This is a genomic window from Devosia sp., from assembly GCF_041917035.1.
Taxonomy (GTDB): Bacteria; Pseudomonadota; Alphaproteobacteria; order Rhizobiales; family Devosiaceae; genus Devosia_A.
Window position 1 is genome coordinate 1 of the sequence record NZ_JAYRYM010000114.1, and the last position, 12,018, is coordinate 12,018.

The 12,018-nt window shown below is 67.9% G+C and carries 13 protein-coding genes; 12 read left to right on the top strand and 1 reads right to left on the bottom strand.

Annotated elements, in window-relative coordinates; genetic code table 11:
* Positions 1-100: 100 nt before the first annotated feature.
* The 9 genes from pgk to ACE3TU_RS12700 all read left to right on the top strand — a co-directional run bounded on the left by pgk (position 101) and on the right by ACE3TU_RS12700 (position 8,003).
* Complete coding sequence (pgk, locus tag ACE3TU_RS12660) at positions 101-1,300, top strand: phosphoglycerate kinase (RefSeq protein WP_374624686.1); 1,200 nt, start codon at positions 101-103, stop codon at positions 1,298-1,300.
* A 61-nt stretch (positions 1,301-1,361) separates the two neighbouring features.
* Positions 1,362-1,637, top strand: a complete 276-nt coding sequence (locus tag ACE3TU_RS12665; protein ID WP_374624688.1) for an antitoxin — start codon at positions 1,362-1,364, stop codon at positions 1,635-1,637.
* Positions 1,634-2,026 (top strand): type II toxin-antitoxin system VapC family toxin, encoded by a 393-nt coding sequence (locus tag ACE3TU_RS12670; RefSeq protein ID WP_374624690.1) that lies wholly within the window; start codon positions 1,634-1,636, stop codon positions 2,024-2,026. Before ACE3TU_RS12665 ends, ACE3TU_RS12670 begins: the two co-directional genes overlap by 4 nt.
* Positions 2,027-2,119: 93 nt before the next feature.
* On the top strand, positions 2,120-3,145 hold the full coding sequence (locus ACE3TU_RS12675) for a class I fructose-bisphosphate aldolase (protein WP_374624692.1): 1,026 nt from the start codon (positions 2,120-2,122) through the stop codon (positions 3,143-3,145).
* Between the two features lie 142 nt (positions 3,146-3,287).
* Complete coding sequence (locus tag ACE3TU_RS12680; RefSeq protein WP_374624694.1) at positions 3,288-3,842, top strand: thiamine phosphate synthase; 555 nt, start codon at positions 3,288-3,290, stop codon at positions 3,840-3,842.
* Positions 3,839-4,945, top strand: a complete 1,107-nt coding sequence (locus ACE3TU_RS12685) for a tetratricopeptide repeat protein (protein WP_374624696.1) — start codon at positions 3,839-3,841, stop codon at positions 4,943-4,945. Before ACE3TU_RS12680 ends, ACE3TU_RS12685 begins: the two co-directional genes overlap by 4 nt.
* A gap of 66 nt (positions 4,946-5,011) precedes the next feature.
* A complete protein-coding gene (locus ACE3TU_RS12690) occupies positions 5,012-5,803 on the top strand; it encodes an inositol monophosphatase family protein (protein WP_374624698.1) in 792 nt (263 codons plus the stop codon).
* A gap of 138 nt (positions 5,804-5,941) precedes the next feature.
* Positions 5,942-6,952, top strand: coding sequence for a flagellar motor protein MotA (locus ACE3TU_RS12695; protein WP_374624700.1), 1,011 nt, complete (start codon positions 5,942-5,944; stop codon positions 6,950-6,952).
* A gap of 22 nt (positions 6,953-6,974) precedes the next feature.
* Positions 6,975-8,003 (top strand): peptidoglycan -binding protein, encoded by a 1,029-nt coding sequence (locus ACE3TU_RS12700; protein ID WP_374624702.1) that lies wholly within the window; start codon positions 6,975-6,977, stop codon positions 8,001-8,003.
* A gap of 21 nt (positions 8,004-8,024) precedes the next feature.
* Here the strand turns inward: ACE3TU_RS12700 and ACE3TU_RS12705 are convergent, their stop codons facing one another.
* Positions 8,025-9,059, bottom strand: coding sequence for a LacI family DNA-binding transcriptional regulator (locus tag ACE3TU_RS12705; RefSeq protein ID WP_374624704.1), 1,035 nt, complete (start codon positions 9,057-9,059; stop codon positions 8,025-8,027).
* Between the two features lie 161 nt (positions 9,060-9,220).
* Between ACE3TU_RS12705 and ACE3TU_RS12710 the strand changes: the two genes are divergently transcribed.
* The 3 genes from ACE3TU_RS12710 to ACE3TU_RS12720 all read left to right on the top strand — a co-directional run.
* The gene (locus ACE3TU_RS12710) at positions 9,221-10,258 is read left to right on the top strand and encodes a Gfo/Idh/MocA family protein (RefSeq protein ID WP_374624710.1); all 1,038 of its coding nucleotides are present in this window, start codon (positions 9,221-9,223) and stop codon (positions 10,256-10,258) included.
* A 12-nt stretch (positions 10,259-10,270) separates the two neighbouring features.
* Positions 10,271-11,173 carry a sugar phosphate isomerase/epimerase family protein gene (locus ACE3TU_RS12715; RefSeq protein WP_374624706.1) on the top strand — a complete coding sequence of 301 codons (903 nt, stop codon included), beginning with the start codon at positions 10,271-10,273 and terminating at the stop codon, positions 11,171-11,173.
* A gap of 117 nt (positions 11,174-11,290) precedes the next feature.
* A partial coding sequence (locus ACE3TU_RS12720; RefSeq protein ID WP_374624708.1) for a substrate-binding domain-containing protein occupies positions 11,291-12,018 on the top strand: 728 nt, incomplete at its 3' end.

A 12,018-nucleotide genomic window follows, 5' to 3' on the forward strand; every position in this document is an offset into this window, starting at 1 on the left:
GCCGCCCTGTTCGTCGGCCTGTGAGACAACGCGTACTGTTGCCCACTCCGCTATCCTTGCTATAGCACCGTCACGGTACACTCGATCAGGCGGATCCCAGATGGCCAAGTTCAAGACCCTCGACGACCTCGACCTCACCGGCAAGCGCGTCCTCGTGCGCGCCGACCTCAATGTCCCGGTCGCCGACGGCAAGGTCACCGATGCCACCCGCATCGAGCGGCTGATCCCGACCCTGCGCGAGATCGTCAAGGTCGACGGCAAGGCCATCATCCTCTCCCATTTCGGCCGCCCCAAGGGCAAGGTCGACCCCGAGTTCTCGCTCGAGCAGGTGGTGCCCGCCGTGGTCGAGGCCCTCGGCCACCCCGTCGGCTTCATCGCCACCGACTGGGTCGACGTCGCTCGCGCCCGCCAGGCCATCGACGAGGCTCCGGCCGGCTCGGTGCTGGTGCTCGAGAACACCCGCTTCCATCCCGGCGAGGAGAAAAACGATCCCGACCTGGCGCGCCGCATGGCCTCGCTCGGCGATCTCTACGTCAACGATGCCTTCTCCGCCGCGCATCGCGCCCATGCCTCGACCGAAGCGGTGGCACGCCTGCTGCCCGCGGCGGCCGGCCTTGCCATGCAGGAAGAGCTGCTCGCGCTCGAGAAGGGCCTCGGCAATCCCGAGCGCCCGGTCATCGCCATCGTCGGCGGCGCCAAGGTCTCGACCAAGCTCGAACTCCTGGGCAACCTGATCAGCAAGGTCGATGCGCTGGTGATCGGCGGCGCCATGGCCAATACCTTCCTGCACGCCGGTGGCCTGGGGGTGGGCAAGTCGCTGGCCGAGAAGGACCTCGCCGAGACGGCCAACACCATCCGCGACAAGGCAGACGCGGTGCACTGCGCCATCATCCTGCCGATCGATGCCACGGTGGCCTGGCGCTTCGAGGCCAATGCCCCGCACCGCTTCTACGGCGCCGATGCCATCGATCCCGACGGCATGATCCTCGATGTCGGGCCCGGCTCGATCGAGCGCATCAAGGGCGCCATCGACGAGGCGCGCACCGTGGTCTGGAACGGCCCGCTCGGTGCCTTCGAGATGGCCCCGTTCGATCAGGGTACGGTCGAGGTGGCCAGATACGTCGCGGCCCGCACCAAGGCCGGCAAGGTCGTCTCTGTCGCCGGCGGCGGCGACACCGTCGCCGCCCTCGCGCATGCCGGGGTCAAGGAGAAGTTCACCTACGTCTCGACCGCCGGCGGCGCCTTCCTCGAGTGGATGGAAGGCAAGTCCCTGCCCGGCGTCGAGGCGCTCAAGGGGTGAGGTTGAAACGCGATTCGCGCTGATATATATCACTGCTAGATATCGGCCGACGGAGGCGCGGATGCGCACCACGAAAGCAAAGGTCTTCTGGTCGGGCCGCTCGCAGGCTGTGCGGTTGCCGAAGGAGTTCCGTATCGCGGACGATGTCGCGGAGGTCGAAATCCACCGCAAGGGAAATCTCATTATTCTGGAGTTGCCTGCCCAGGAGACCCGGTTTACGGACGAATGGGCTTGGCTCGAGAACCTTGAGCCGCTCGATCCTGACGTGATTGCCGCAGCCGAAGAGGACGAAGGAGCGTTCGAGGATCGCCCCGAAAGAGACGCCCTCTTCCGGTGAAGTATCTGCTCGATACGAACGCGGTTATTGCCCTGCTTGGCGGCAACTCACTCGTGCAGCAGCATCTGCGCCGTGTGTCGGCGTCGGACACCGCACTGTCGTCGCTCGTGATGCACGAACTGTACTTCGGTGCCTACAAGGGCGTCCGTACCAATGAGACTCTGCTCAACTACGGCCAACTCCGTCTTGCGATCGTGCCCTTCACCGTAGACGATGCGCTGCGAGCTGCGGAGATCCGTGCTGTTCTACAACGAAGGGGAACGCCGATCGGACCCATCGATACGCTGATCGCCGGCCAGGCGCTCGCCCGCGACCTCACGCTCGTCACCCGCAACACCCGCGAGTTCCTCCGGGTCGATGACCTGCTTGTCGAGAACTGGGAGGCCTGATCCCCCCTTCGTCTGATACCTGAATGTCTAATCGAACCATGGACCCGGCTGCGGCATTCTCGGCCCGCTGCGCAACCGGAGATTCCGCCGCCCATGGCCTCGCTCAACGCCATCGCCCGAAAGCTCGTGACCCGCGGCCAGGGCATCCTTGCCGCCGATGAATCCGAGGGCACCATCGCCAAGCGCTTCGCGCTGATCGGCCTGCCCGTCACCCTCGAGTCGCGCCGCGACTACCGCGAGATGCTGTTCCGCTCCAGGGAGGCGATGAGCAAGTATATCTCGGGGGTCATCCTCACCGAGGAGACGCTCGAGCAGAACGCCCGCGATGGCACGCCCTTCCGCGAGCTGCTCGCCGAGACCGACGTCATCCCCGGCATCAAGGTCGATCGCGGCGCCTTCCCCATGCCCGGCAGCCGCGACGAGAAGATCACCGAGGGTCTCGACGGCCTGCGCCAGCGCCTCAAGCACTATGCCGGCCTGGGTGCCGGCTTCGCCAAGTGGCGCGGCGTGATTGCCATTACCAGCTACGCCCCCTCGCGCAACGGCATCCGCGCCAACGCCCATGTCCTCGCGCGCTACGCCATGTATTGCCAGGAGGCCGGTATCGTCCCGGTCGTCGAGCCCGAGGTGCTGGCCGATGGCGAGCCCGGCGATCACTCCATCCAGCGCTGCGAGGAAGTCACCGCCGAGACGCTCGAGGCGGTGTTCAAGGAACTGCGCCTCGCCGGCGTCGATCTCTCCGGCATGCTGCTCAAGCCCAACATGGTCCTGCCGGGCATGCGCTCCCGCGATCGCGTCGGGGTCGAGGAAGTCGCCCGGCGCACGGTCGACACGCTGCGGGCCTATGTGCCGGCGGCGGTTCCCGGCATCGCCTTCCTGTCGGGCGGCCAGTCGGACGAGGAGGCCACCGCGCACCTTTCCGCCATGAACCAGCTCGGGCCCCTGCCCTGGGCGCTGACCTTCTCCTATGGCCGCGCGCTGCAGACCTCGGCGCTCGTCACCTGGGACGGCAAGGACGAGAACGTCGCCGCCGCCCAGCGCGCCTTCGCGCACCGGGCCCGCATGAATTCGCTCGCCGCCCTCGGCGAGTGGCGGCCCGAGCTCGATCTCGCCGCCTGACTGTCCTGACGTCTTCCCGACGACTGGGCGCGGTTTCGACCGCGCCTCTTTTTTTGCCCGCTCCGCCACGGACCGACGGGGCCGGCCACCCTGCGGCCAGAATCCGCCTCCACATCGACGGCGCCATCGTTATAACAGCCGCATGACCGCCGAACTCTTCCTCATCGCTCCGCCGGGCCCCTTGCCCGAACCGATCCTCGCCGCCATCCGCGACGTCGCCGCTCGCACGGAAGTCGCCGCGCTGCTGCTGCCGCGCCGGGATCTGGCCGAGAACACCTACAAGACCCTGGTCAAGGCGGTGGTGCCGGCAGCGCAGGCGTCCGGCATCGCCGTGCTGATCGAAGGCGAGCCGGGGCTGGTCCGGATGCTGGGGGCCGATGGCCTGCATGTCTCGGGAAGCCTTGCCGCCGTGCGCGAGGCGGTCTCCGCGCTCAAGCCCGACCGGATCGTCGGTGCGGCGGCGCTCGGCACGCGCGACGATGCCATGCTGAAGGGCGAGGCAGGCGTCGACTACATCCTATTTGGGCCGCTTTTCGGCGCCATTGATCCGGCGCAGCGCGAAATGGGGCGCTGGTGGGCACAGACCATGGAAATCCCGAGCGTGCTGAGCGATCCCGGAGCCGACCTCGAGCGGTACGATGCCGCCGGCTGCGAGTTCATCGGCCTCCCTTTGCCGGTGAGCGGGGAACAGCCGTGAGCCGCCTGTGGCCGGCGCTGCTGCTGCCGGTCCTGCTGCTGGCGTCTGTCGGACAGGCCCAGCAGCCTCAGGACATCGAGGATTTGCGCCCGGAGAACCAGCGCTTCGACAATCTGGGGATGGTGGAACTGCCCATCGGCCCGGTGCCCAGCGAACTGCTGCAACCCGGGGGGACGCAGGCCGAGGCGATCAGCGACCAGATTTTCGGGCCGAGGATCGACGCCGCCTATGGGGCCTACCAGCGCGGCTACTACCTCACCGCGCTCGATCTCGCCCTGCCGCGGGCCGAGCAGGGCGATCGCTTCGCCCAGACCCTGATTGCCGAGATCTATGCCAATGGCCTCGGCATCACCGAGGATCTCGCCAAGGCCGCCGGCTGGTACCGGCTGGCCAGCGAGGCCGGCGACCCCCTCGCCACCTTCGAACTGGCGCTCCTCTACAACGAGGGTCGCGGCGTGCCGAAGGACCGCCGGCAGGCCGCAGCGCTGTTCCGCAAGGCGGCCGAGGCCGGCAACGTGCTGGCCAAGTACAATCTCGGCCTGCTCCACGTCGAGGGCATCTACGCCGAGCCCAGCCTCACCAGGGCCGCCGCGCTCCTCCGCGAGGCCGCCGAGGCCGGCGTCGCCGAGGCCCGCTACGACTATGCCGGCATGCTGATGGAGGGCGCCGGCGTCGCACCCGATCCGGCCGGCGCGGCCGAGCAGTTCCGGCTCGCCGCCGAGGCCGGGCTGGTTGCCGCCCAGATCGACTATGCCACCCTGCTCTACCTGGGACGCGGCGTGCCGCAGGACCGCGGCGCCGCCGCCTCCTGGTACCAGCGTGCCGCGCTGTCCGGCAGCCCCGTGGCGCAGAACCGCTATGCCAAGCTGCTCGCCGTCGGCGAAGGCGTGGCGCCCGACCTCGAGACCGCCGCCATGTGGCGTGCCCTCGCCCGCCGTCAGGGACTGACCGATCCGCAGCTCGACCGGCTGCTGTCCGCGCTCCCCGCCGAGCGCCTCGCCGCCGCCGAGGAGCGCGCCCGCTTCTGGCCGTCGGCCCCGCCCACCGAGGTCGCCGACAACGCCGCCGTGCCGACGCCCGAACCGGCAACGCCCTTGAACTGAGCGGCGATCTCGGGCACAACGCGGCCCTTCCCTTTCCCCCTGCTCTCCTGCGCGGAGTTTCCCGGTATGCGCTCTGCGCTTCTCAACGTCATGGTCCAGGCCGCCACCAAGGCCGGGCGCAACCTCGCCAAGGATTTCGGCGAAGTCGAGAACCTCCAGGTCTCGGTCAAGGGCCCCGCCGACTTCGTCTCGAACGCCGATCGGCGCGCCGAGGAAATCTGCTTTGAGGAGCTGAAGAAGGCCCGGCCCACCTACGCCTTCCTCGGCGAGGAGGGCGGCGAGGTGGCGGGCTCCGATGGCCAGCACCGCTGGATCTGCGATCCGCTCGACGGCACCACCAATTTCCTCCATGGCATCCCTATGTTCGCCTGCGCCATTGCCCTCGAGCGCGCCGGCGAGATCGTCGCCTCGGTGATCTACAATCCCGTGATGGACGAGCTCTTCACCGCCGAAAAGGGCGGCGGCGCCTGGCTCAACGACCGCAAGCGCCTCCGGGTCGCCGGCCGCAAGCACCTTGCCGACGCCGTTGTCGTCACCGGCATCAACTCCCAGGGCCGCGCCCTCGACGTCCTGCAGTTGAAGCAGCTCGCCCAGGTCACTCCGGCCGTCGCCGGCATCCGCCGCACCGGTTCGGCCTCGACCGACCTCGCCTGGCTCGCCGCCGGCCGCTTCGACGGCTACTGGGAGGCCGGCCTGAAGCCCTGGGACGTCGCCCCCGGCCTGCTGCTGCTCCGCGAGGCGGGCGGCACCATGACCGACTATGCCGGCACCACCGGCTCCGTCTGGAACGGTCAGGTGATCGCCGGCAACGAGACGATCCAGGCGCAATTGCTCAAGATCGTCAAGGCGGTGAACTGACCGAGGCGCCCCTTCACGATCGCGCCGCATTACCGGGATTTCATGGGGTTAACCGGCATCCGGGACTGCCGGACGTTGCGCGTGGCGGCAAAAGCGCAATACTGTCACGCCGAATCCCGACCGAGATAGGGCAGCGACATGTCGCAGACATACGACCCGTACCGCCTTGCCACACCCGGCCTCTATCTGGTCAAGATCATCATCTTCCTGGTGCTGGTGGCCTTCGTCGCCGCCATCCTGTTCAACCAGCTGCTAATCTTCTTCTGGGCCAACCCCTTCATCAACAGCCTGATCCTGCTCACGCTGGCCATCGGCATCGTGCTCAGCTTCATGCAGGTGATCCGGCTGTTTCCGGAGATCAACTGGGTGAACTCGCTGCAGGAGGGTCGCATGCCCGCGACCCAGCCGCGGCTGCTCGCCCCCGTCGCCAACCTGCTGCGCGACCGGCTGGGCGAAGCCATGATCACGCCCTCCTCGATGCGCTCCATCCTCGATTCGGTCGGCAACCGACTCGATGAGGCCAAGGACACCTCGCGCTACCTCACCGGCCTGCTCGTCTTCCTCGGCCTGCTCGGCACCTTCTACGGCCTGCTCGAGACGGTGACGCACGTGGCCTCGACCATCCAGGCCCTCGATGCCACGGCGGGAGACACCGCGAGCCTCTTCTCCAATCTCAAGGAGGGGCTGGCCGCCCCGCTGAGCGGCATGGGCACGGCCTTCTCCGCCTCGCTGCTCGGCCTCTCCGGCTCGCTGATCCTGGGGTTCCTCGACCTGCAGGCCAGCCAGGCGCAGAATGCCTTCTACACCGATCTCGAGGACTGGATGACCTCGATGACCGAACTCGACCATCCGGTCACCCAGATGCAGGCGACCGGCCTCGGCGTCTCTTCCGACGAGATGTCGGCCATGCTCGCCCAGTTCGGCTCGACCCTGCAGAACTCCAGTTCCTCGCAGAACGCCATTCGCGCCATGGCCGAACTCGCCCGCGGCATCGATGGGCTGGTCAAGCACATCAAGGCCGAGCAGGAGGATCTGCGCGGCCATATCATCCAGCAGGGCGAGACCAACAGGAAGCTGCAGCTGCTGATGGAGGCCATGATGCGCGAGGCCGAGACCGAGAAGCGAGAGGCGGACAAGCGGGCGAACTGACCGCTTCCGGAAAGGACCGCCCATGGCCAGCTCGACCCGCTCCCGCCGCTCCCAGGTCACCAACTACTGGCCGGGCTTCGTCGATGCGCTGTCGAGCCTCTTGCTCGTCATCATCTTCCTGCTGTCGCTGTTCATGCTGAGCCAGTTCTTCCTCGGCCAGGAGATCAGCGGCAAGGACGACGCGATGACCCGGCTCAATGCCCAGATCGCCGAACTGACGGAACTGCTGCAGCTCGAGAAGGCCGGCTCGGACGACCTGAACTCGACCATAGCGACGCTGCAGGCGACGCTCAGCAGCGCCACGTCCGAGCGGGACCAGCTTGCCGCGCAGGTCGCCGGATTCGGCATCGGCGGCGACAGCAAGGATGCCGAGATCGCGCAGCTCAATTCCGAGCTGCAGGCGCAGCAGGACCTGTCGCGCGATGCCGCCGCTCAGGTTGCGCTGCTCAACCAGCAGCTGGCGGCGCTGCGCACCCAGATCGCCGCGCTCGAGGAGGCGCTGCAGGCCTCCGAGGTCAAGGAGGTCGACAACCGCACCCAGATTGCCGATCTCGGCCGCCGCCTCAACCTCGCGCTGGCCCAGCGCGTCCAGGACCTGAGCCGCTACCGTTCCGATTTCTTCGGCAAGCTGCGCCAGGTGCTCGAAGGCCGGGCCGACGTGCGGGTGGTCGGCGATCGCTTCGTGTTCCAGTCCGAAGTGCTGTTCGGCGCCGGGGAGGCCGACATCTCCGCCGCCGGCGAGACCGAACTCGCCAAGCTCGCGGCCGCCATCACCGAGCTGCAGGCCCAGATTCCCGCCGACGTGAACTGGGTGCTGCGCATCGACGGCCACACCGACAAGCGGCCGATCAACACCGCCCAGTTCCCCTCCAACTGGGAGCTTTCGGCGGCCCGCGCCATCGCCGTCACCAAGTACTTCGTCGAGCAGGGCATCCCTGCCCAGCATCTGGTTGCGGCCGGCTTCGGCGACAGCCGCCCGATCGATGCCGGCGATACCGAGGACGCTTACGCCCGCAACCGCCGGATCGAGTTCAAGCTGACCGACGGCTGAGCCGCCCCCGCCGCCCGGGGCTCAGGCCTCGATGGCGTGGTCGCTGCCGCCCTCGACCAGTTCCATCGGCCACACCCGGTGCACGATGCCCTGCGGGTAGACTTCGGCATAGGCCGGCATCGAGGCGAGCAGCGATTCCCCGAGCGCGATGCCGAGGTTGCGCAGCGACATGCGGAAGCAGGTCAGCGGCGGTGAGAGAAAGCGCGACAGCGGCGATTCCCGGAAGGCGATGACGGCAACGTCGCGGCCCGGACTGAGGCCCGCCTCGATGAGGCGCCGGTAGAAGCCGATCGCCATCAGTTCGTAGACCAGCACGATCGCGGTGGCCGGCTCCGCCATGGTCAGCAGTTCGTGCGCGGCCTGGTAACCCCCCTGCTCGGAGGAGGCGGCCCGGATCACGAGGCCCGGTTCCGGCGCGATGCCGTGCCGGCCCAGTGCCGCCTTGTAGGCGTCGAGGAACACGAACCCCAGGTTGATGTCGTTGCTCGGAACGCACACGGCGATGCGCCGGTGCCCCTTGGCGACGAGCCGGTCCACCGCCCGGTGCGCCACGCCCTCGAAGTCGAGGTCGATCCAGGGATGGTCGCCGGGCGTTGCCGACCGGCCCAGCGCGATGAACGGGATGCGGGCCTTGTTGAGCAGCTCGATGCGCTCGTCCTTGCGGTGCGTCGCCGAGATGATCAGCGCATCGACAAGGCGGCGCGCCACCATGCGGCGCAGGTACTGGGTCGGGTCCTCGTCGGTAGCGCAGGGCAGCACGACCAGGTCGAGGTGGTGGCGGCTCAGCACCGTCTGCACGCCGTCGAACACGCCGAGGAAGAAGTTGTCCGGGTTGCCCGCCGTGTCGAAACCGGACTCGACCATGAAGCCGATGGCATTGGTGGTCCCCTGCCGCAGGCTCCGTCCCGACTGGTTGGGGACGTAGCCGAACTCGGCCGCGGCCTCGAGGACCCGCCTGCGGGTCTCCTCATTGACGTCGGGACGACCGTTCAGGGCGCGCGAAACAGTCCCGATCGAGATGTTGAGCCGATCGGCTAGCTGCCGGATTCCCTTCACCTTTTCGCCCCCCAACGCCAGACCGCCAGTCACGTCCGTAAACGATTTCGGAACACTATTGACACGGAAGTGTCGTCGATTATAGCGTCGTAAACGTTTACGGGGCCAGGCGGACAGGATCGCGACAAAGCGACGCCGCCGGCGGCGTACGAGGGGGGGATATCGTGCAGTATCGTGCCGTTCTGGCCGGGTGCGGAGCTATGTCCAGAGGCTGGCTCAAGGCGATCGCCGAGACGCCGTCCCTGCGCGGACGCATCAGCGTGGTCGGGCTCAACGACATCGATCCGAGCGCCGCGCACCGGCTGGCCATCGAGTTCGGTCTCACCCACGCCGCCGTCGAACCCGACCTCGAGGCCCTGCTGGCCGGCACGCGGCCCGATCTGGTGTTCGACATCGTCGTGCCGCAGGCCCGGCATGCGGTGGTCTCGGCAGCGCTGCGCCATGGCTGCCACGTGCTCTCCGAAAAGCCGATGGCGACCAGTCTGGCCGACGGCCGCGACCTGATCGCCAGGGCCAGGGCCGCCGGCCGGGTGCATGCGGTGGTGCAGAATCGCCGCTTCAACGCAGGCGTCCGCCGCATCCGGCAGACCCTCGAGTCCGGCGTGCTCGGCACCCTCAGCGCCGTCCATTGCGACTTCTTCGTCGGCGCCCATTTCGGCGGCTTCCGCGAGGCCATGGAGCACGTGCTGCTGGTCGACATGGCGATCCACACGCTGGACGCGGCCCGCTTCATCTCCGGCAAGACGCCGCTGGCCGTCTACTGCCACGAGAGCAACCCGGCCGGCTCCTGGTATGCCCAGGGCTCCGTCGCCAATGCGATTTTCGAGCTTTCCGACGGCGTAGTCTTCACCTATCGCGGCTCGTGGAGCGCCGAAGGCGCCAATACCAGCTGGGACTCGGCCTGGCGCATCGTCGGCTCGCAGGGCACGCTGCTGTGGGACGGGGCGGAGGCGTTCTCCGCCCATGTCGTCTCCGGCACGGAGGGGTTCTTCCGGCCGCTGTCGCCCATCGAGGTTTCTCCGCCCGCCGACCCGGCCCGGACCCACGGTCATGCCAGCGTGCTGCTCGACTTCCTCGACAGCATCGAGGCGGGTCGTCCGCCCGAGACGGTCGGCGCCGACAACATCAACAGCCTCGCCATGGTCTTCGCCGCGATCGAGAGCGCGCGCAGCCGGCAACGCATCGAAATCACAGCCTGAAGGACGATCGACGTGAGCAACCCGGCCAAGACCATCCGCATCGGCACCATGATCTCGGCGAGTTCGGGCGCGGCGGCACAGAACATCGCCCGCATCGTCGATCTGGGCTTCGAGAGCTTCGAGCCGTTCTTCTGGCAGACCACCGGCGGCCAGGATCTCGCCGAACTGGGCAAACGCTGCCGCGACGCCATCGGGGAGCGCGACATCACCATCTCGACCATCGGCATGTTCGGCAATCCGCTGGAGGACCGGGACCTCGACCGCCAGACCCTGCAGGGCTGGAAGGACTGCATCGACAACGCCCACCATTTCGGCGCCACCTGCGTCGCCGGCTTCACCGGCCGGCTGCGCGGCAGGCCGCTGCCAGACAGCCTGCCGCGCTACCGCGAAGTCTGGTCGGAGATGGCCCGCCGGGCCGCCGACCGCGGCATACGGATCGCCTTCGAGAACTGTGCCATGGACGGCAACTGGCAGACCGGCGACTGGAACATCGCCCACAATCCCGACGCCTGGGAGCTGATCTTCAACGAGACGCCCGACGACAATATCGGGCTCGAGTGGGAGCCCTGCCATCAGCTCGTCTACCTCATCGATCCGCTGCCGCAGATCCGCAAGTGGGCCCACAAGTTCTTCCACGTGCACGGCAAGGACGCGACGGTGCGCTGGGAGGTGATCCGCGAGCACGGCATCTTCGGCAAGGAGAAGTTCGTCTTCATGCGCACCCCCGGCTTCGGCGACAGCAACTGGACCGACATCATCTCCGAACTGCGCCTCGCCGGCTGGTCGGGCTCGATCGACATCGAGGGCTGGCACGATCCGGTCTATCGCGATGCGCTCGAGATGACCGGGCAGGTGCGGGCGCTCGAGTACCTCAGGACCTGCCGCGGGGGAGATTTCGTCGACGTCGCGGGCTAGCGGCCGAGGGCGGCGATCCTCGCTCGCCCGATCTGATGCTTTTCGTGCCGGCCGGAGGGGACGGCACTCAACCTGTGCGCAACGCACACTTGGGAGGACGTGAATATGAAAGGGACAGTGTCCAGGACTCTCTTCAAGGCCCTTGCCGGCACCGCGATGGCCGGCATCGTCATGGCGGCCGTCACCAGCCCGGTGCTGGCCGAGACGCTGCGCGACAAGTGGTGCAGCGATGTCACCATCCGCTTCTTCGCCGGTGGCGCGGAAGGCGACGCCTTCGCCTCGATCGTCTACAATGGCGCCAAACAGGCGCAGGCCGATCTCGGCGCCAAGGTCGACTACATCTTCTCGGGCTGGAGCTCGGAGCGGATGACTCAGCAGCTGCGCGAGGCCGTCGCCGCCAGACCGGACGGCATCGCCATGATGGGCCACCCGGGCAACGCCGCCATCATGCCGCTGGCCGAGGAGGCCGCGAAAGCCGGCATCCGGATGATGTACCAGAACGTCCCGGTCGACGAAGTCACCGGCAGGTTCGGCGGCGGCTATGTCGGCGCGCAGCAGAACCCGCAGGGCAGGGCGCTCGGCGAAGAGGCCATTCGCCGGTTTGGCCTCAAGTCCGGCGATGTCGCCATCGTCATGAGCGACTGGTCGCAGATCGAGCGCGCCGAGCGCGAGCTGGGCACGCTTCAGGCCTTCGAGGCGGCCGGCCTCAAGGTGGTCAAGCTGCAGAGCCCGGAGGGCCTGGGTACCGATCCCAATGTCGGCATCCCGGTGATAACCGCTGCCATCGCCGCCAATCCCGACGTGAAGCTGATCGCCTATCCCGGCGGCCAGCCGCTCGGCAACGC

What these genes read in the sequence shown, in the direction of transcription:
- pgk (WP_374624686.1), top strand. Translation starts at nt 101, where the DNA reads ATGGCCAAGTTCAAGACCCTCGACGACCTCGACCTCACCGGCAAGCGC.
- ACE3TU_RS12665 (WP_374624688.1), top strand. Translation starts at nt 1,362, where the DNA reads ATGCGCACCACGAAAGCAAAGGTCTTCTGGTCGGGCCGCTCGCAGGCT.
- ACE3TU_RS12675 (WP_374624692.1), top strand. Translation starts at nt 2,120, where the DNA reads ATGGCCTCGCTCAACGCCATCGCCCGAAAGCTCGTGACCCGCGGCCAG.
- ACE3TU_RS12680 (WP_374624694.1), top strand. Translation starts at nt 3,288, where the DNA reads ATGACCGCCGAACTCTTCCTCATCGCTCCGCCGGGCCCCTTGCCCGAA.
- ACE3TU_RS12690 (WP_374624698.1), top strand. Translation starts at nt 5,012, where the DNA reads ATGCGCTCTGCGCTTCTCAACGTCATGGTCCAGGCCGCCACCAAGGCC.
- ACE3TU_RS12695 (WP_374624700.1), top strand. Translation starts at nt 5,942, where the DNA reads ATGTCGCAGACATACGACCCGTACCGCCTTGCCACACCCGGCCTCTAT.
- ACE3TU_RS12700 (WP_374624702.1), top strand. Translation starts at nt 6,975, where the DNA reads ATGGCCAGCTCGACCCGCTCCCGCCGCTCCCAGGTCACCAACTACTGG.